At 56.7% G+C, this 19,282-nt stretch carries 19 protein-coding genes; 4 read left to right on the forward strand and 15 right to left on the reverse strand.

The window, feature by feature from the left end; genetic code table 11:
* Positions 1-35 precede the first annotated feature (35 nt).
* Together yjcO and fdhF are read right to left on the reverse strand one after the other, a co-directional pair.
* On the reverse strand, positions 36-719 hold the full coding sequence (gene yjcO, locus OGX94_RS20290) for a Sel1 family TPR-like repeat protein YjcO (RefSeq protein ID WP_257662325.1): 684 nt from the start codon (positions 717-719) through the stop codon (positions 36-38).
* Between the two features lie 91 nt (positions 720-810).
* Complete coding sequence (gene fdhF / locus OGX94_RS20295; RefSeq protein WP_081003612.1) at positions 811-2,958, reverse strand: formate dehydrogenase subunit alpha; 2,148 nt, start codon at positions 2,956-2,958, stop codon at positions 811-813.
* Between the two features lie 288 nt (positions 2,959-3,246).
* Between fdhF and OGX94_RS20300 the strand changes: the two genes are divergently transcribed.
* Entirely contained in the window at positions 3,247-3,978 is a 732-nt protein-coding gene (locus OGX94_RS20300; protein ID WP_206160242.1) for a response regulator, read from the forward strand.
* Between the two features lie 104 nt (positions 3,979-4,082).
* On the opposite strand, the gene OGX94_RS20305 is transcribed toward OGX94_RS20300, so the two are convergent.
* The 6 genes from OGX94_RS20305 to OGX94_RS20330 all read right to left on the reverse strand — a co-directional run bounded on the left by OGX94_RS20305 (position 4,083) and on the right by OGX94_RS20330 (position 10,303).
* The gene (locus tag OGX94_RS20305) at positions 4,083-5,087 is read right to left on the reverse strand and encodes a carbohydrate kinase family protein (protein ID WP_257662344.1); all 1,005 of its coding nucleotides are present in this window, start codon (positions 5,085-5,087) and stop codon (positions 4,083-4,085) included.
* Positions 5,084-5,944, reverse strand: a complete 861-nt coding sequence (locus OGX94_RS20310; protein WP_003826670.1) for a ketose 1,6-bisphosphate aldolase — start codon at positions 5,942-5,944, stop codon at positions 5,084-5,086. Before OGX94_RS20310 ends, OGX94_RS20305 begins: the two co-directional genes overlap by 4 nt.
* Before the next feature lie 14 nt (positions 5,945-5,958).
* Positions 5,959-6,642 carry a D-lyxose/D-mannose isomerase gene (locus tag OGX94_RS20315; RefSeq protein WP_003826672.1) on the reverse strand — a complete coding sequence of 228 codons (684 nt, stop codon included), beginning with the start codon at positions 6,640-6,642 and terminating at the stop codon, positions 5,959-5,961.
* A 119-nt stretch (positions 6,643-6,761) separates the two neighbouring features.
* Entirely contained in the window at positions 6,762-7,703 is a 942-nt protein-coding gene (locus OGX94_RS20320; RefSeq protein ID WP_003826688.1) for an ABC transporter substrate-binding protein, read from the reverse strand.
* 88 nt (positions 7,704-7,791) lie between these two features.
* Positions 7,792-8,787 carry an ABC transporter permease subunit gene (locus tag OGX94_RS20325; RefSeq protein ID WP_003826690.1) on the reverse strand — a complete coding sequence of 332 codons (996 nt, stop codon included), beginning with the start codon at positions 8,785-8,787 and terminating at the stop codon, positions 7,792-7,794.
* A complete protein-coding gene (locus OGX94_RS20330; RefSeq protein WP_257662324.1) occupies positions 8,780-10,303 on the reverse strand; it encodes a sugar ABC transporter ATP-binding protein in 1,524 nt (507 codons plus the stop codon). The genes OGX94_RS20325 and OGX94_RS20330 overlap by 8 nt, the downstream gene beginning before the upstream one ends.
* Before the next feature lie 114 nt (positions 10,304-10,417).
* On the opposite strand from OGX94_RS20330, the gene OGX94_RS20335 reads away from it, so the two are divergent.
* From OGX94_RS20335 to yjdP, 3 genes are all read left to right on the forward strand, one after another.
* On the forward strand, positions 10,418-12,691 hold the full coding sequence (locus OGX94_RS20335) for a hybrid sensor histidine kinase/response regulator (protein WP_286569854.1): 2,274 nt from the start codon (positions 10,418-10,420) through the stop codon (positions 12,689-12,691).
* A gap of 175 nt (positions 12,692-12,866) precedes the next feature.
* On the forward strand, positions 12,867-13,499 hold the full coding sequence (locus OGX94_RS20340; RefSeq protein ID WP_257662343.1) for a GNAT family protein: 633 nt from the start codon (positions 12,867-12,869) through the stop codon (positions 13,497-13,499).
* Positions 13,500-13,567: 68 nt separating this feature from the next.
* The gene (yjdP, locus tag OGX94_RS20345) at positions 13,568-13,897 is read left to right on the forward strand and encodes a DDRRRQL repeat protein YjdP (RefSeq protein WP_286569856.1); all 330 of its coding nucleotides are present in this window, start codon (positions 13,568-13,570) and stop codon (positions 13,895-13,897) included.
* Positions 13,898-13,900: 3 nt separating this feature from the next.
* Here yjdP and phnP read toward each other — a convergent pair whose 3' ends face one another.
* The 7 genes from phnP to phnJ form a co-directional block, all read right to left on the reverse strand.
* On the reverse strand, positions 13,901-14,659 hold the full coding sequence (gene phnP, locus OGX94_RS20350; RefSeq protein WP_257662322.1) for a phosphonate metabolism protein PhnP: 759 nt from the start codon (positions 14,657-14,659) through the stop codon (positions 13,901-13,903).
* 8 nt (positions 14,660-14,667) lie between these two features.
* A complete protein-coding gene (phnO, locus tag OGX94_RS20355; protein ID WP_126957335.1) occupies positions 14,668-15,102 on the reverse strand; it encodes an aminoalkylphosphonate N-acetyltransferase in 435 nt (144 codons plus the stop codon).
* A complete protein-coding gene (gene phnN / locus OGX94_RS20360) occupies positions 15,035-15,643 on the reverse strand; it encodes a ribose 1,5-bisphosphokinase (protein ID WP_257662321.1) in 609 nt (202 codons plus the stop codon). Before phnN ends, phnO begins: the two co-directional genes overlap by 68 nt.
* Before the next feature lie 2 nt (positions 15,644-15,645).
* The gene (gene phnM / locus OGX94_RS20365; RefSeq protein WP_126957331.1) at positions 15,646-16,782 is read right to left on the reverse strand and encodes an alpha-D-ribose 1-methylphosphonate 5-triphosphate diphosphatase; all 1,137 of its coding nucleotides are present in this window, start codon (positions 16,780-16,782) and stop codon (positions 15,646-15,648) included.
* Positions 16,779-17,465, reverse strand: a complete 687-nt coding sequence (phnL, locus tag OGX94_RS20370) for a phosphonate C-P lyase system protein PhnL (protein ID WP_003826708.1) — start codon at positions 17,463-17,465, stop codon at positions 16,779-16,781. The genes phnM and phnL overlap by 4 nt, the downstream gene beginning before the upstream one ends.
* 268 nt (positions 17,466-17,733) lie before the next feature.
* On the reverse strand, positions 17,734-18,492 hold the full coding sequence (gene phnK / locus OGX94_RS20375; RefSeq protein WP_003844769.1) for a phosphonate C-P lyase system protein PhnK: 759 nt from the start codon (positions 18,490-18,492) through the stop codon (positions 17,734-17,736).
* Positions 18,489-19,280, reverse strand: coding sequence for an alpha-D-ribose 1-methylphosphonate 5-phosphate C-P-lyase PhnJ (gene phnJ, locus OGX94_RS20380; RefSeq protein WP_049259807.1), 792 nt, complete (start codon positions 19,278-19,280; stop codon positions 18,489-18,491). Before phnJ ends, phnK begins: the two co-directional genes overlap by 4 nt.
* Between the last annotated feature and the right edge of the window lie 2 nt (positions 19,281-19,282).

A 19,282-nucleotide genomic window follows, 5' to 3' on the forward strand; every position in this document is an offset into this window, starting at 1 on the left:
GCCTGATGGCGCTACGCTTATCAGGCCGACAACGGCTACCCATTGGTTAACTTATCAAACTCTTCGCAGCCGGTATCGAATCCTTCCGTACAGCTCAAATTCAGCCAGTGCAGTGCCTTCTGTTTATTCTTCACGATAAAACCCTGCTCACCGTTTAAGAACATCATCCCAGCCCAGTATTCGGAATAACCGGTGCGGGAAATGGCAGAGCTACGTTTGAAATACCACGTCGCTTTCTCATCGTCTGCGGGAATACCCACGCCGTTGGCGTAAATCAGCCCAAGCAGCATTTGCGCGTCGACGGCGGAGTCGTTTTCCAGGTCCTCGGAGGCGTTTTGCAGCAAGGTAATGGCTTTGGGGTAATCGGTGTGTCCAGCCTGAGTGTTGACCAGAATACGCGCCAGCGTAATTTCCCCGGTTTTACTGCCTGCCTGGGTCGCTTTTTCCGCCAGCGTTTTGGCCTGGGGGTAATCCAGACTGACCGGATTGGTAATCTTAATCTGAGCCAGCAATGCGTAAGCATCGGCATCACCATTGTCGGCGGCTTTTTGCGCCCAATATTCCGCTTGACCCAAATCGCCTGAGCTAAACCAGGTATCAGCGAGGAAATATTGTGCACGTCGGTCTCCGGACTCGGCGGCTTTCAAAAACTGACTACCGGGCTCTTCGGCATGGACAAAGCATGTCATTAACACCATCAAGGCGAAAAGTCGTTTCATCTTATATTTAGATTTAGTGTAGGGAATGAACAGTATAGAGAGATTATGTGCATAAAAAAACGGCCTCCGAATGGAGGCCGTCAGGGGAAGCTTAACCCATCGCGCTTTCGCGCAGGCTGGCTTTCAGCTTGGTGTACTCATCAATGACATACTGCTCGGCAGCGCGCTGATCGGCAATGCGTTCAACGTTTACAGCACAGTACTTGTACTCCGGCGTTTTGGTAATCGGGCTTAAGTTCTCGGTCACCAGTTCATTACATGCGCCAATCCACCACTGGTAGGTCATGTAAATCGCGCCTTTGTTTGGACGATCGCTGACTGCCGCACGGGTAATGACCCGGCCTTTACGCGAGTTCACCCACACCAGCTCTTCATCCTGGATGCCCAGGCGTTCTGCGTCGGCGGTGTTGATCTGGGCATAGCCCGGTTCATCCGCCAGCGCGGCCAACGCCGCACAGTTACCGGTCATCGAGCGGCAAGAGTAGTGGCCGACTTCACGCACTGTAGACAGTACCATCGGGTACTCCTCAGTGAGTTTGTCGATTGGCGCTACCCAGTCGCAGGTGAAGAACTGCGCCAGGCCGTTCGGGGTGTCGAACTTCTCTTTGAAGAGATAAGACGTACCCTGGTCGGCTTCTGAGGTGTCGCGGCAAGGCCACTGGATATAACCCAGTTCACCCATTTTCTCGTAAGTGGCACCGTAGAAATCCGGGCACAGATGACGCAACTCGTCCCAGATTTCCTGGGTGTTGTTGTAGTGCATCGGGTAGCCCATACGGGTGGCGATTTCACTGATAATCTGCCAGTCCGTTTTCAGATCCCACTTCGGCTCAACGGCTTTAAAGAAGCGCTGGAAGCCACGGTCAGCTGCGGAGAATACGCCTTCATGCTCACCCCATGACGTAGACGGTAAAATAACGTCTGCGGCAGCGGCAGTTTTGGTCATGAAGATATCCTGCACGATGACCAGTTCCAGATCCTCAAAGCCTTTGCGCACTGCGGAGAGTTCAGCATCGGTTTGTAATGGATCTTCACCCATGATGTACGCCGCGCGTACTTCGCCATGCGCTGCACGGTGCGGCAGTTCGCTGATGCGATAGCCGGTATGAGCAGGCAGACTTTCCACGCCCCAGGCTTTAGCGAACTTCTCGCGGTTAGCCGGATCTTTCACATACTGATAGCCCGGATAAGTATCCGGCAGCGCGCCCATGTCACATGCGCCCTGAACGTTGTTCTGCCCACGAACCGGGTTAACGCCCACGCTCGGCTTACCGAGGTTGCCGGTCAGCATTGCGAGGCTGGTCAGTGAACGCACGGTTTCCACGCCCTGATAGAACTGGGTAACACCCATGCCCCACAGGATTGCCGCGCTTTTCGCCGTGGCATACATACGTGCAGCCTGACGAATATCCTGCGCGCTAACGCCAGTGATATCTTCGACGGACTCCGGCGTGTAGCCTTCGACGATCTTGCTGTACTCTTCGAATCCTTCCGTACGGGAGGCGACGAACGCCTGGTCGTACAGTTTTTCTTCGATGATGACATGACCCATAGCGTTGAGCAGCGCGATGTTCGAGCCGTTTTTCAACGCGATGTGCATGTCGGCAATACGCGCGGTTTCAATTTTGCGCGGATCGCAGACGATGATTTTCGCCCCGTTACGTTTAGCATTAATCACGTGATTCGCCACGATCGGGTGGGAATCCGCCGGGTTGTACCCGAAGATGAATACTAAATCTGTGTTATCAATTTCATTGATAGCATTACTCATTGCGCCGTTACCGACCGATTGGTGCAGACCTGCAACCGATGGGCCGTGTCAGACGCGAGCGCAGCAGTCAACGTTATTGGTACCAATAACGGCGCGCGCGAATTTTTGCATTACATAGTTGGTTTCGTTACCCGTACCGCGAGATGAACCGGTCGTCTGAATAGCGTCCGGGCCATACTTCGCTTTGATGGCGCTCAGACGACTGGCGACGTAATCAAGCGCTTCATCCCAGGAAACGGATTCCAGTTTGCCGCCACGCTGGCGACGGATCATAGGGGTTTTCAGACGAGGGGTCAGGATCTGGGTATCATTGATAAAATCCCAGCCATAGTAGCCCTTCAGACACAAGGTACCCTGGTTGGTTTTCCCCTGCGCCGCTTCAGCCCGGACGATTTTGCCGTTATCGACCACCAGGTTGATTTTGCAACCTGATGCGCAATATGGGCAAACCGTGACGACTTTTTTCATCGGTCTCGCTCCAGTTAATCAAATCGCGCATACGCGCTTGTCGTTTTTGTTATGCATCTTTTATGCCATGTTTTTATCAGGGGCATTAGTCGATATTACGGGCGAATTTTGCGCAAAACCCTGACGAAAAACAGGCTGTCGTCATATTTGACGTGACGAATCTCCAATACGTGACGCCCCGGCAGTGTGACCGAGGTTATGTTTCCCGCACATCCTTGTGCCTTATCGCTGTCACTCTGTGCAGAATCAATCACACTCATTTAAGTTGGCCAGAAATGGGGAAAAACAATGAAGCCAGCCATACTGGTTGTGGATGATGACGTCGCTGTCTGCACGCTTTTACAGGATGTGCTGAGCGAACACGTCTTTACGGTGACCGCCTGTCACACCGGGCAGGAGGCGCTGCGCTGCATTGAGACTCAGCCGGATATCGCTCTGGTATTACTGGATATGATGTTGCCCGATATTAACGGCCTGATGGTGCTACAACAGGTGCAGAAGTTGAGGCCCGGATTACCGGTGGTGATGCTGACTGGGCTTGGCAGCGAGTCGGATGTGGTTGTCGGGCTGGAAATGGGGGCTGACGACTATATCGGTAAGCCGTTCAATGCGCGGGTGCTGGTAGCTCGGGTAAAGGCGGTGCTCAGACGCGTTGGCGTGTTAACGGCAGAAAGCGGCGGCCCGCAAACCACGGGGCTTTCTTTCAATGGCTGGCATCTCGATACCGCCGGTTGCCAGCTGCATAATCCCCAGCAGTTGAAGGTGGAGTTGACGCAGGGGGAATACAGCCTGCTGTTGGCGCTGGCCCAAAATGCCCGCCGGGTGCTGAGTCGGGAACAACTGCTGGAGCTGACGCGCAGCGACAGCGTTGAGGTGTTTGACCGCACTATTGACGTGTTAATCATGCGGCTGCGGCGAAAAATAGAGAACAACCCGCACCAGCCAATGTTGATCAAAACCCTGCGCGGGCTGGGTTATGTGTTTGCCGCCGACGTGCAACATCACGATAAGGCGGCGTGATCGTGTGCAGTTGCCGGATGCGGCGTAAACGCCTTATCCGGCCTACAAAAGCGAAAACGACCCCGTAGGCCTGATACGGTCGTAGGCCTGATAAGCGCAGCGCATCAGGCGTCAGCCATTTCTGCTTTTAACTCTGCCAGCGTCTTCGCGCCATCTATCGCGTTGGCGCATAGCAAACTTGCCCGCGCACAGGCGTGTGCCAACCTGACGCTGTCCGTCAGCGACCAACGCTCATGACAGCCATACAAAAATCCAGCGCAAAACGCATCTCCCGCCCCGACGCTGCCAACGATCTCCTCCTGCGCCAGGTACTGCGACGGGATCCAGACGCCCGGCACATCCGGCGCTTCACCCCAGGCACCTTCCGGACAGTGGATCACCACCCGCTGGCGCACGCCTGCATTCAATAATTCGTGTGCGGCGGTGGCGATGTGCGCAATATGCAGTTCGCCGTTGGGCTGGCGGATCTCCAGCCCGCTGAACTCCCCGGCTTCCAGCTCGTTAATCACCAGATAGTCGAGATGGCGCAGGGCTGGCATTACCAGTGGTTGGTAGCGCGGGTCGCCCTTGCGTGAGACCAGATCCAGCGACGTTTCAAAGCCGTTGTCGCGCATTTGTGTCAGCAGCCGTGCGCTACGCGTCCCGTACTCCTCATCCGGCATGTCCAGACTGTCGAGCAGCAGCAGATAACCCAGATGGAAGATTTTCATCGAGGTATCCAGTTGCTCAAACGCGGGCAGATCGAGTAGCCGATTGGCTCCCGGTGAGTGGAAAAAGGTGCGCTGACCGCTGGGATCGGTCATCACCTGCGACATCGACGTGGGGGCGAATGTGGTGCGCTGCACGTGTTGGCGATTAACGTGATACTGCTCCAGCATCGCCATGATGTAGTCGCCGTCGCTGTCCTGACCGATTAACCCCACCGCCTGCAACGGCAGCCCAGTGTGCATTTTTGCCAGCGTCAGCAGCACATTAAGCGGCGCACCGCCCGTGGCGCGTTCGCTACGGGTGATTTCCGCCAGCCAGCCACGTTCCGGCCACTGCACAATTTGATGCACGTGATCGACCAGCATGTTGCCTGCGGCGATAACGCCTTTGCGTTCCATCAGACCCGTCCCGCGCTGCCAAAAATGCGCATCTGTTCCGAAACGGTATCGGTAATGGCCTCTTCAATGCCGAGCAGCAGTTCGGCGAATTCGTCGTACAGCGGCTGGCGATTCGCCATCCGTGTTTCTACCGCCGACAGCGCCGCCTGCGACATGCCGGTATAGAAGTTGATTTTATGAATGCCGAGTTCAATCGCGCGCTTGAAATCGTCGTCGCTGATGCCGGAACCGCCGTGCAGTACCAGCGGGATTGCCGCCTGCTGGCGAATGGCATCCAGACGCGGGAAGTCGAGCAGCGGTTCGCCTTTATATTTGCCGTGCGCATTGCCAATGGCGACCGCCAGCGCGTCAATCCCGGTTCTGTCGACGAAATCACGCGCCATCATCGGGTCGGTAAACAGCGACTCGTCGGCATGGCCGTACAGCGCGCCGCCCTCATCGCCGCCGACTGCACCCAGTTCGGCTTCCACCGACACGCCGACGGCGTGGCACATCTTCACCACTTCGCGGGTCTGGCGGATATTTTCTTCATACTCCAGCGTGGAGCCATCGAACATCACTGAACTGAACCCTAAGCGTAGTGCCCGAACTACCGACTCAAAGTGCAGGCCGTGGTCAAGGTTTAGCACCACCGGAATGTCATGCCGCGCGGCTTCGAACTTGACCGCTTCGACCAGAGAATCCAGCGAGATATATTTAAAGTGCACCTCGGCGATGTTGATGATAAACGGCGAACGTTCTTGCTTTGCCGCGGCAAACAGCGCACGCAGGAAGTGTGAATCCAGAACGTTAAACGCCCCTAAGGCATAGCGATGCTCACGGGCATGGGCAAGGCCATCAGCGAGAGATATCAACGGCATAATGCGCTCCTTGGTTAGCGGAACAGGCGATATTCGTTACACAGCACTAGCTGCGCAGGTTCGTCTTCTTCAATGTCGTTATAGCGGGCGATCGGTTGCAAAAAGTGGTTATCGTGGTCGTCGTCATTAACAGACGAAACCTCGCCGACCAGCACGTCGCCAAAACCTTTTTCCGCCCAGAAGCTGTGATACAGGCCCGGTGGCAGGCAGATGCTTTCACCCGGCGTCAGGCGCAACTGACTGCCTGCCGCATGGGTTTGCCGACAGCCGTCAATCACCACGCTTACGTCGGTCTGCTCCGTTTGCTCCCGGATCCCCGCATTCCACAGTTCCACTATTAAATTGCCGCCGCCGCGATTGATAATGTCTTCGCGCTTGCGCCAGTGAAAATGCATCGGCGTGACCTGTGCATCGCGAACATGCATGATTTTCTCGGCGTAGCATTTTTCATAAGGCATACCTTTCGGCGAGCCGTTACGCAGAGTGAACAGCGTTAACCCTTGCGCGGCGAAATTGTTGCCGCCAAACGCGGTGACATCCCAACCGAGCTTAAGGTCGAACACTTCGCTCCAGGCTGTGGCATCAAGCTTGCGCCATTGGGTCGGGGGGAAGCTGGCAAAAGGGGGGAGATGCACGTCGTGCTGAGAGAAAAACTGGCGCGTGTGGCCAAGGATCTCGTTTATTGCGGAGCGTTTCATCGGCTGAATCCTCCTTAATATAATGCCGGATGGCGCCGCGCTTATCCGGCCTACAAATTCATAGCGATCTTGTAGGCCGGATAGGGCATTTTGCAGCCATCCGGCGTTGTTGTGGCGGGCTATTTAACCGTCCAACCCTTATAACTGCCGACGTTGTTTTTATCGATCATCGTCACCGGGATCAGCACGGGTTCTTTCGGGGCGGGTTTCCCCTGCAATATGTCATAGCCGATTTCGACCGCTTTGGCAGCCATCACCTGCGGATCTTGTGCCGGAGTCGCCACAAATAGTGAGTTTTCGCGCTTCAGCGCTTCTTCACCGTCTGGGGATCCATCTACGCCGACAATAAAGAATTCGCTACGCTGCGCCTGTTTTGCCGCCAGATCGGCACCGATCGCCGTCGGATCGTTAATGGCGAATACGCCGTCGATCTTCGGATTCGCCGCCAGCAGCGCGGTCATGATCTCCAGCCCGCCTTCGCGACTGCCTTTGGCGTTTTGGTTATGCGACAGCACCTTGATGTCAGGGTGGCGTTTAAACTCAGTCTGGCAGCCTTCCACGCGGTTCTGGACGGCGGAAACCGGCGGCCCGTTGATGATGACGACGTTGCCTTTGCCTTTCAGGCGGTCGGTAATGTATTTACAGGCCATTTCACCTGCCTGGGTGTTATCGGAGGTAATGGTCGCGTCTGCGCCTTCCGCTGCCACGTCAACGGCAACCACCACGATCCCGGCGTCTTTCGCGCGTTTTACCGCCGGGCCGATGCCCTTGGAGTCGGCGGCGTTAAGGATAATCATGTCGACTTTGGCGGCAATAAAGTTGTCGATCTGCGACACCTGTTGCCCCAAATCGTAACCGCTGGAAACCAGCGTTACTTTAACGCTATCACCTGCCAGCTTACGTGCTTCCAGCTCCGCGCCTTTGGTGATCTGCACGAAGAACGGGTTGGCCAGATCGCCCACCGTAACGCCAATCGATTTCAGTTCTTTTGCCTGCACAAACGGAGCTGCAGCAAGCAGGGCGCCAGCACAGAGCGCGGTCACTAATGGCTTCAAACGCATACTCGTTTCCTCACGTAGGGTATTGTTGTTATACGCCTGATGGCGCTGCGCTTATCAGGCCTACGAATGAGCAGGCCAGTAAGCTTGTCTATGCACTTTGATGGTGTCGGGTACGGTATTTGTCGATTAGCACCGCTATGATGATCACCGCCCCTTTGATCACCAGTTGCCAGAAATAGGAGACGCCCATTAGCGTCATGCCGTTATTGAGCGTGGCGATTATCAACGCCCCCACCAGCGTGCCGGTGATGGTGCCGATCCCGCCAACAAAGCTGGTGCCGCCGAGGATCACCGCCGCGATGGCGTCCAGCTCGTAACCCATACCTAAGTTGCCGTTGGCGCTATACAGCCGCGAGGCGCTCATCACCCCGCCAAGACCTGAGAGCAAACCGCTCATGCCGTAGACGAACAGCAGCACCAGCCACACTTTGATCCCGGTTAAACGTGCGGCCTGCATATTGCCGCCGACCGCGTAGATATGAACGCCGAGCGTGGTGCGGCGCAGAATGAACCAGCACACCACCACCACCGCCAGCGCAATGACCACCAGCCACGGAACCGGGCCGAGATAGTTGTTACCGATCCACTCAAAGCTGATATTGGAGTTAATCACCGTTGTACCGTCGGCCAGCAGATAGGCCGCGCCGCGCAGCGCCGTATAGGTTCCAAGCGTGACGATAAACGGCGGTAGTCCGGCAAAAGCGACCAGCGCGCCGTTAAATAATCCCAGCACCAGGCCGAGCATCAGCGCCGCCGGAATTGACAGCATGGCAAGCTCAGGAATAAGAGAAACGACCATGGCTGCGACGGCGGTGGTGCCGAGAATCGAGCCAACCGAGAGGTCGATCCCGCCGGTCAAAATAATGAAGGTCATGCCAGCCGCCAGCACGATGTTGATTGAGGCCTGACGGGTAATATTCAGCAGGTTGCTTTCGGTAAAAAAGTTAGGCGCGATAAAGCCAAATACCGCCACAATCAGGATGAGAATCGGTAAGATACCGACTGTTTGCATCAGATCGCTCATCAGCATTCTTTTCGCGGAGGCGGATTTCGCCACCTGCTGGGGAGGGGTTGGATTATTCATGGTGCACCGCCTGATGGTGGGAGTCGTTCACGCCGGTAGCCAGCGTCATAATATTTTCCTGGGTAATACTTTGTCCGTTCAGCTCGCCGGCAATGCTTCCTTCCCGCATGACGTACACGCGATCGCTCATGCCGACGACTTCCGGCAGTTCGCTGGAGATCATCAGGATCGCTACGCCTTTGCGCGCCATATCGTTCATGATCCGGTAGATCTCGCTTTTGGCGCCAACATCCACGCCGCGCGTGGGTTCATCGAGGATCAAAATACGTGGGCCGATCGCGACCCAGCGTGAAATCAGCAGTTTTTGCTGATTTCCGCCAGACAGCCCGCCCGCGCGTACCTGTGCGTGCGGCACGCGGATGTTGAGCAGCTTGATGGCGTCATCGGAAATAGCCTGCGCCTTTTTGCGATCGAGCATGCCCCAGTTGGCGTCACGCTCCAGCGTTGCCATGGTGATGTTTTCTGCCGCTGCCAGCTCTAAAAATAATCCCTGTTCTTTGCGGTTTTCCGTCAGAAAGCCAATGCCGTGGTCAATCGCCTCGCGCGGGGAGTGGATCACTACCGGTTCACCGTCTACTTCAATCATGCCGCCGATGGCTTTACGAACGCCAAAAATCAACTGAGCCAGCTCAGAACGCCCGGCACCGACTAACCCGGCCAGGCCGACGATCTCCCCGGAGCGTACCAGCAAACTGCACGGCTGCACTTTGTTGCCATCAGTCAGGTGATGAACGTTGAGGCGCGCTTTACCTAAGGGAATGTCGCGCTCTTTGTTGAACAGATCGCTCAACGGACGGCCCACCATCATGCGCACCAGCTCCGAGGCGTTGAGCTTGTCGCGGATCAGACTGCCAACATATTGCCCGTCGCGCAGGACGCTGACGCGGTCCGAGAGTTCGTACACTTCCGCCATGCGGTGGCTGATGTAGATAATCGCCATCCCCTCATCGCGCAGGCGCATGATCAGTTCAAACAGGCGGTGGGTTTCACGTGAGGAGAGGGCGGCGGTGGGTTCATCCATTACCAGAATGCGGCTTTTACGGTGCAGGGCACGGGCAATTTCCACCTGCTGCTGTTCGGCGATGGTCAACGTCATCACGCGGTCGCTGGCCTTAAATTGGGCGCCGAGTCGGTCGATAACTTTCTGCGACTGCATGACCATCTCTTTACGCTGGACCAGACCGCCGCGCGACAGCTCGCTGCCAAGAAAGATATTTTCTGCCACTGTCAGGTTTGGCGCGAGCTGCATCTCCTGATAAATCAGCGTGATGCCTGCGCTAAGCGCGTCTTTTGGCCCGCGAATGTGGAACGGCTGACCGTCAATCAGGATCTCACCGCTGGTGGCGGTATAGGCCCCTGCGAGGATCTTCATCAGGGTACTCTTCCCCGCGCCATTCTCGCCCATCAGGGCATGAATCTCGCCCGGCCAGACCGTTAAATCGACCCCTTTCAGCGCGTAAAATTTGCCAAACGCTTTAGCAATGTTGCGCATCTCCAGAACCGGTGTCCTGCTCATGGCGGATCTCCTGTGGGGTGGCCGATATCAGCAGTCCATCACAGGAATGTAAATGCAAAATGTCAGAAGCCGTTCATATTTGTCATATTGCGATTTTTCTTCACGGAGCGTGATATGCCGCAACCGGGACGTCACTTTTTCGCCAGTGCGCGCGGACGATTGCTGTTCTTCAATCTGCTGGTGGTGGCGGTCACGCTGATGGTGAGCGGCGTGGCGGTGCTGGGTTTTCAGCACGCAAGCCAGATTCAGGAGCAGGTGCAGCAGCAAACCGTTGACGACATGACCGGCAGCATGAACCTGGCGCGCGATACGGCGAACGTGGCGACGGCGGCAGTGCGGCTGTCGCAGGTGGTCGGGGCGCTGGAATACAAAGGGGAAGCGGAGCGGCTGCAGGAGACGCAAAGGGTGCTGAAGCAGTCGCTGGAACAACTGGCTACCGCGCCGCTGGCGCAGCAAGAGCCGGTGCTGGTCGAGCGTATTATCCAGCGCAGTAATGAACTACAAAGCAGCGTAGAAGGGATGTTGCAGCGCGGGCAGCGGCGACACCTGGAGCGTAACGCGTTGCTCAGTTCGCTGTATCAAAATCAAAGCTATTTACGTCATCTGCAAAAGTTGACCGGCGCGCAGGATGATGCGCTGCTGGGGCAGATGGACCGCTTAATTGTTGCCGCCATCGACACGCCCACGCCGCGTTCGGTGGTGAAACAACTGGATGCGGTGATGCCTGCGCTTCCCTTGCGCCATGCTAGTCCGCTGATTAGCGGTATCCTCAACGACTTCAACCAGGAGCTGCATAAGCTGGAGCCGCTCTCTTCCGCGCTGGAGCAGAGCGATTTGGCCATCAACTGGTATATGTTTCATATCAAAGCGCTGGTGGCGATCCTCAACAGCGATATCAATCAGTATGCCTCGCAGGTGGCGCTGATCTCAGAGCAGCGGGTGGCGCAAAGCCATCAGGAACTGCAATCCGGCGCGTTGTTTATTTTAGTGTTTGCGCTGCTGGCGGTGGTGATCACCGGTTTTGCCGGGTGGTATATCTACCGTAATCTCGGCTCCAACCTGACGGCCATTTCACGGGCGATGACCCGGCTGGCGCACGGTGAATCAGACGTCAGCGTCCCGGCCCTGCAGCGGCGTGATGAGTTAGGCGAGCTGGCCCGCGCCTTTAGCGTCTTTGCCCGGAATACGGCGTCGCTGGAGCACACCACCCGATTGCTAAAAGAAAAAACCAGTCAGATGGAAATCGATCGCACCGAGCGTCAGGGGCTGGAAGAAGCGCTGTTGCACAGCCAAAAGCTGAAGGCGGTGGGGCAACTGACGGGTGGATTAGCACATGATTTCAATAACCTGCTGGCGGTTATTATTGGCAGTCTGGATCTGGTGAATCCGGAGTCGCCCGATGCGCCACGGGTCAATCGGGCGCTAAAAGCCGCCGAGCGCGGGGCGCTGCTTACCCAGCGACTGCTGGCCTTTTCGCGCAAACAGTCGTTGCACCCTCATGCGGTGGAGCTGAAAACGCTGCTGGAAAATCTGGGCGAACTGATGCGCCACTCTCTTCCGGCCACGTTGACGCTGGAGATTGAAGCCCAGTCTCCCGCCTGGCCCGCGTGGATTGACGTCAGCCAACTGGAAAACGCCATTATCAATCTGGTGATGAACGCCCGTGACGCCATGGACGGGCAGGCGGGCACGATTAAAATCCGTACCTGGAATCAGCGGGTCACGCGCAGCGATGGGCGCAAGCAGGATATGGTGATGCTGGAGGTTGCCGACCAGGGAAGCGGGATGTCACAGGAGGTGAAAGCCCAGGTCTTCGAGCCGTTTTTCACCACCAAACAGACCGGTAGCGGCAGCGGACTGGGGCTGTCGATGGTCTACGGTTTTGTGCGCCAGTCCGGTGGCCGGGTGGAGATTGAAAGCGCTCCCGGGCAGGGAACGACGGTCAGGCTGCAACTGCCTCGTGCCGTTGTGCCGGTGCAGGCTCAAGTGGAAGCGGTAGCGGTACATGCGGCGAACAGCGGTGAAAAACTGGTGTTGGTGCTCGAGGATGAGGATGATGTACGCCAGACGTTGTGCGAGCAATTACACCTGCTGGGCTACCTGACGTTAGAGGCCGCAAACGGGGAACAGGCGATGCATATGCTGGCGGCTTCATCCGAGATTGATATTTTTATTAGCGACTTAATGCTGCCAGGTGGTTTAAGCGGCGTGGATGTGGTTAACCATGTCCAGGCACATTATCCGCAGTTGTCCATCCTGCTGATAAGCGGTCAGGATTTACGTCCGGCGCATAACCCGGCGCTGCCGGATGTGGCGCTATTGCGTAAGCCTTTTACCCGGGGAGAGCTGGCGCAGGCGCTGCGGAAAAGTGAACAGTCATACCGCTAAGACATTGTCCTCTTCGCATACTATTTTGCGAGCTTCCTTCGGAAAACTAAACCTGCCAAAGAGATTAGGAATTCATCAAGACCAGGGAGCAAACGGGTGATGCTAATCTGAGCAAACACAGCCCGATTAGGATATAAAAGGAATTATGCCAGTACTAACAAGAGGTGATTCGCAGATGATTGTGATGCCGACAACGTATAGCCCGATGGCCGTCGCCCGCTCGTTTAAGGTGGTGGATACGTTTGAACTTTCCGGGCGTATTCTGCTGGCTATTTATGACAGGCAAACTCCACGCGCAGCAATCATTGAAGCTGATATTGAGATTTTTAATGGCGTGCCTCGCCATCGGGTTCTTGCTGCACTGGATTTGCAGCGTAAACCCTACCTGGGCAACGATATTCTAACGGTGGAACGATGTTGGGAAGAGGCGTCTGTGTTTCAGATAGAAGGGATATGTGTTAATCCGTCCGAACGAGATAAAGGGTTGGCGACGCGCCTGTATGAAGCACTGATTTTGCGCTGTGGTGTAACGCTGATTAGCGATTTTGAGCAATATGATGGCGGGAAAATGCTCTGGCAGAAAATTGCGCGTGAGTCTGAATACATCTCAGTTTTTATCCTGGACACGGAGCAAAACGCATTCTGGCCGTATGATGGTTCGAAAGTTATATATGATGGGGGATGTATCCCAGAAGAGCGGATATGGAGCATGTCACCAGATACAAAATGCCACGGTGTTGTTTTGGTGGCAGAGGAAAAACAACGCGCTTACCAGTTGATGGAGCCAGGGGCGTCCTATCGAGTTTGAGATTCCTCCGCTACACCTTCTTTTCTGCGTTGACTAACGTAAAGCCAGTTCAACTTCGGGTCTGGCTTATGAAATGTTATCCCATGCTTTTATTGTTTAGCTTGCTGTCACTGACCACCATGTCAGCGCAGGCGGATATTATTGATGACGCCATTGATAATATTCAGCAGGCGATTAACGACGCATACAAACCGGACAACGGGCGGGATTATGATGACTCCCGTGATGAAAGCTGGCAGCGCCAGATGAGTGACGACCGGCGCAGGCAATATGACAATCGCCGCCGCCAGTTTGAAGATCGACGTCGCCAACTGGATGACCGTCAGCGCCAGCTCGATCAGGAACGGCGTCAATTAGAAGACGACGAACGCAGAATGGAAGAAGATTACGATCGTTAGCTGTTACTCCAGAACAATCTCCATTCCGTCATATCCTGCCTCAAACCCAGCGGGAAGCTGATTTTCCATCATCCACAGGTCGAACTGGTGGCTGATGTGCGTCAGGATCACTCGTGGGCAGCGGATGACGTCGTTCAATGCGATAACGGTGTTTAAATCACAATGATTGCGCGGTGGCTCGGCGCGCGGGGCATGGCTGCAGTCGATGATAATCACCTGAGGCTGGTTATTGTGGAGAAACTTCAACGTCTTGTCGGGAAGTCCGGCGGTATCGGAGAGCCACGCCACGCGGCTATGTGCGGTCTCCAGCAGATAACCAAACGTCAGCTTTGAATGGTTGAGCGGTAGCGGTGTTACCTGCAATCCTTGCAGGTCGAACACCACGAACGGTGCCACGGTATGGCTAAAATCGAGGATGCCGGGATGCTTAAACAGATCGTCGCAACCCTGTTCATCCGGCGGACCGTACACCGGGATGGTCGTCCCCACGCCCCAACGTAGCGGAAACAATCCCTGTACATGATCCATATGATAATGGGTCAGCAGAAACTGCTGGAAGCTGCCCGCCGGCCAGTCGTCCATCAGATGCGGGATCCCCGCGTCCAGCAGCGTCACCGCATTATTGAACTTGACCACCCCGCTACATGGGCGTCGACGGTATTGTGCCTGTAAGCGTGCTCGTTGGCAGGCCGCGCAGTCGCAGCCAAATGTCGGCACTAGCTGTGCGCCGCCCGTTCCCGTCAGCGTAATGGTCAGACTCATGGCTCCCCCTACAACGGTTTGGTGAAGCGAAAATGGCTCATGGTATAGCCTTCACGCTGGTAAAAACGGTGTGCGTCAAGGCGTTGGGTGCTGGTGGAAAGTTCGGTGACTTCTGCGCCCGCTTCGCGCGCGGTGGCTTCGGCCCAGGTCAGTAACTGACTGCCGACCCTTAACCCTCGTGCCTGTGGCATCACCACCAGTTCCTGAATCTCGCCAATCCAGTTGGCGTGGTGCAGATGAAACTGCAGGTGCAGGCCGATCAAGCCGACGACCTGTCCGTCGAGCAGCGCCAGCTGGTAGTGCATATTGGGATCTTGCAGATTTGCGGCGTAGCCAGCGCTAAAGGCCTGCAGATCGAATTGGCCCTGCTTCAACTCACAGACAAGCGCGTAAACCGCATCGGTATCGTATAGCGTGGCGCGGCGTAATTCGCAGACAGACATGTTTCTTCTCCTTGCGTCCCATCAGTGTGAGTAGTGTATCGACAGACTGTAGCAAACTTCCATCGTTGTTCAGGACGTGGCAGTCATACGGGGCGTAGCGGGCTGCGCGTTCAAGGCGGGCGGCGATTTCCGTTTCGCTCTCCCGTCCACGCGCCTGCAGGCGCTGGCGTAGAATCGCCGGGGAAACCTGTAAGCAAATGGGAAGTAAAGAAGCGCCGTAACGGGCCTGCGCCTGGGGCAGATGCGCCCGTGAGCCGTTGACCACCACATCAAAACCGGCGTGTAGCCAGAGGTCAATCTCCACGCCAACGCCGTAGTAGAAGCCATTGGCGTGCCAGCTCAGCGCCAGCAGGTTCTGCCCGGCGCGGGTAAAAAATTCTTGTTCGCTCAGCGCAATATGATTTTCATTCCCGGCGTTGGCGGCGCGGGTGATGTAACGGTGCGCTACCAGCAGTTGCGCCGGTTCCCGCTGGCGGAGTTCGGCCAGCAGACTGTCCTTACCGGAGCCGGATGGCCCCATCAGCCAGATCAGTTTACCCATAGTCAGAATACCCTTTTGCCCTGACGCCAGACGTGATCGATATGGATGTTGCCGCCTTTGCGGTGCGCCAGCACCAGATCCGCGCGTTTGCCTTCGGCAACAACGCCACGATCGTCGAGATTTAATGCCCGTGCCGGATTGCGGGTCACCAGACGAATGGCCTGTGGCAGCGTAAAACGGTTGGCGTCGTCGTCCGCTACGCGAAACGCCGCATCGAGCAGGCTGGCGGGATAGTAGTCGGAGGAGAGAATATCCAAAAGCCCCAGCTCAGCCAGCTTATGCGCCGCTACGTTGCCGGAGTGAGAACCGCCGCGCACGATGTTGGGCGCGCCCATCAGCACGTTCATACCATGCTGGCGCGAGGCTTCAGCCGCTTCGAAGGTAGTGGGAAATTCGGCGATCACGCTGCCAAGCTGGTGCGATTCCAGCACATGATCATGGGTGGCATCATCATGGCTCGCCAGCGCAATCTGGCGCTCACGACACATCTGGGCAATCGCCGTGCGATTGGGCTGTGACCAACGCGCCGCCAGCGCTAACTGTTCTTCTTCATAGCGGGCCATCTGCTCGTCGGTGAGCGAATACTTGCCTTGATAATACTCGCGGTACTTCTCGCGATTGGCGAACTGACGCTGGCCTGGCGAGTGATCCATCAGCGACACCAGCGTTACCGGCTCGCGGCTGACTAGTTTTTCAAACAGCGGCAGGGTAGTGTGATGCGGCAGCTCACAGCGCAGGTGCAGGCGATGCTCGGCGCGATTGACCCCGCGCTTTTGCGTCTCTTCGACCGCATTGATCATCTTCTCCAGATTTTCCAGACGGTCGCCGCCGTCGCGCACATCGCCAATTGCCACCGCGTCCAGTACGGTGGTAATGCCGCTGGCGACCATTAGCGCGTCGTGGCTGCTCATCGCCGAGTGGGCAGGCCAGTCTACCTTTGGGCGCGGGGTGAAAAATTTGTCGAGATTATCGGTATGCAGCTCGATAAGCCCTGGTAGCAGCCAGCCGCCTTCGCCGTCCAGCGCCTCAGGTAGGCTGCTCGGACTTTCAGCAAATGCGCGAATGACCCCGCCTTCGATTTCCAGCGATCCTTGCACCACTTCATCTTCCAGCACCAGCTTTACATTATTGATAATCATGCTGTTGTTCCCATCAGATGCAGACGATCCGCGACGCGGTCGCGCACGGTTTGATCGTGAAAAATGCCGACAATGGCTGCGCCGCGGGCTTTCGCTTCTTCAATCAATGCAACGACGGCGGCGCTGTTTTTGGCGTCCAGCGAGGCGGTAGGCTCATCGAGCAGCAGAATTGGGTAATCGACGATAAACCCGCGGGCGATGTTGACGCGCTGCTGTTCGCCGCCGGAAAAGGTCGACGGCGCCAGGTGCCACAACCGCTCCGGCACGTTCAGGCGGGTAAGCAGGTTAGCTGCTTTGGCTGCACACTCCTCACGGGAGACCCCCAGATCCAGCAGCGGTTGCATCACCACGTCCAGCGCGGAAATCCTCGGGATCACGCGCAGGAACTGGCTCACCCAGCCGATGGTTGAACGGCGAACCTCCAGTACTTTGCGCGCCGGGGCCTGCACCAGATCGACCCATTCATCGCTGTGGCGGATGTGGATGTGTCCTTCATCCGGCAGGTAGTTGGCGTACAGCGAACGCAGCAATGTGGATTTGCCGCTGCCCGAGTGACCGTGCAGCACCACGCATTCGCCGCTTTTAACGTCCAGAGTGGCGTTTTGCAGCACCGGCAGACGTACGCCGTTTTGCTGATGCAGGACAAAGGTTTTACTGACATTTTCAACGCGGATCGCGTTCATTTTTAGCCTCTTTAGACATTTTTGCGTTCGATTGCCTGATGGCGCTTCGCTTATCAGGCCTACAACCAATGCCGCTCCGTAGGCCGGATAAGGCGTAGCCGCCATCCGGCACAAGCGATACCGCTCCGTAGGCTGGATAAGGCGCAGCCGCCATCCGGCACAAGCGATGCCGCTCCGTAGGCCGGATAAGGCGCAGCCGCCATCCGGCACAAGCGATGCCGCTCCGTAGGCCGGATAAGGCATAGCCGCCATCCGGCACAACAAAAAATCAGTTCTGCAACACCGACGACACCAGCAACTGGGTATATGGATGATGCGGATCGTCGAGCACGCGATCGGTTAACCCACTTTCCACCACCTGACCTTGCTTCATCACCAGCAAACGGTCGGCCAGCAGGCGCGCGACGCCCAAATCGTGGGTGACAATAACTACCGCCAGATCCAGTTCCACCACCAGGCCGCGCAGCAGGTCCAGCAGTTTGGCCTGTACGGAAACGTCCAGCCCGCCGGTAGGTTCGTCCATAAACACCAGTTTGGGATGGGTGACGAGGTTGCGGGCAATCTGAAGGCGCTGCTGCATGCCGCCAGAAAAGGTGGTGGGCAGATCGTCGATACGCGAGGCAGGGATCTCTACCTCCTCCAGCCAGCGCTGAGCGGTGGCGCGGATGTCGCCGTAGTGACGCGCGCCGGTGGCCATCAGGCGTTCGCCGATATTGCCGCCTGCGGAGACCTGACGGCGCAGGCCATCCAGCGGATGCTGATGCACCACGCCCCATTCGGTGCGCAGCAGACGGCGACGGTCGGCCTCGTTCATGCCGTACAGCGAACGGTTCTGATACAAAATCTCACCGCTCTGCGGCGTCAGCCGTGAAGAGATCGATTTCAGCAGCGTGGTTTTGCCGGAACCGGACTCGCCGACGATGCCCAGCACTTCGCCTGGCCACAGGTCAAAAGAGACATCGCTGAAGCCCTTGCCCGGCGCGTAGAGATGGGTCAGGTTGTTGACTGAAAGCAGCGGTTGCGTCATTTGCTGAGGGCCTCGCTCTGTTGGCGGCAGTAGTCGGTGTCGGAGCAGACAAACATGCGTTTGCCGGTGTCATCGAGCACCACTTCATCGAGATAGCTGTGGGTTGAGCCGCAGATGGCACAAGGCTCATCCCAGCTCTGCACGGTAAACGGGTGATCGTCGAAATCGAGGCTTTCCACGCGGGTGTAAGGTGGAACGGCATAGATACGCTTTTCGCGGCCAGCGCCAAACAGTTGCAGGGCCGGCATCATGTCCATCTTTGGATTGTCGAATTTCGGGATGGGCGACGGGTCCATGACGTAGCGGTCATTGACCTTCACCGGATAGGCGTAAGTGGTGGCGATATGGCCGAAGCGGGCGATATCTTCATACAGTTTCACCTGCATGATGCCGTACTCTTCCAGCGCGTGCATGGTGCGAGTTTCCGTTTCACGCGGTTCGATAAAGCGCAGCGGCTCAGGGATCGGTACCTGGAAGATGATTATCTGATCTTCCACCAGCGGTGTTTCCGGGATGCGGTGGCGGGTCTGGATCAGCGTCGCATCTTCCGTACGCTCAGTGGTATTCACTCCGGTCACACGCTTGAAGAAATTACGAATCGACACGGCGTTAGTGGTGTCGTCTGCGCCCTGGTCAATCACCTTCAGCACGTCCGGCTCGCCAATCACGCTGGCGGTAAGCTGAATACCGCCGGTTCCCCAGCCGTAGGGCATCGGCATTTCACGTCCGCCAAACGGGACCTGGTAACCCGGGATCGCCACCGCTTTCAGAATTGCGCGGCGGATCATGC

It is taken from the genome of Citrobacter sp. Cpo037, from assembly GCF_030332945.1.
Lineage (GTDB): Bacteria > Pseudomonadota > Gammaproteobacteria > Enterobacterales > Enterobacteriaceae > Citrobacter > Citrobacter portucalensis.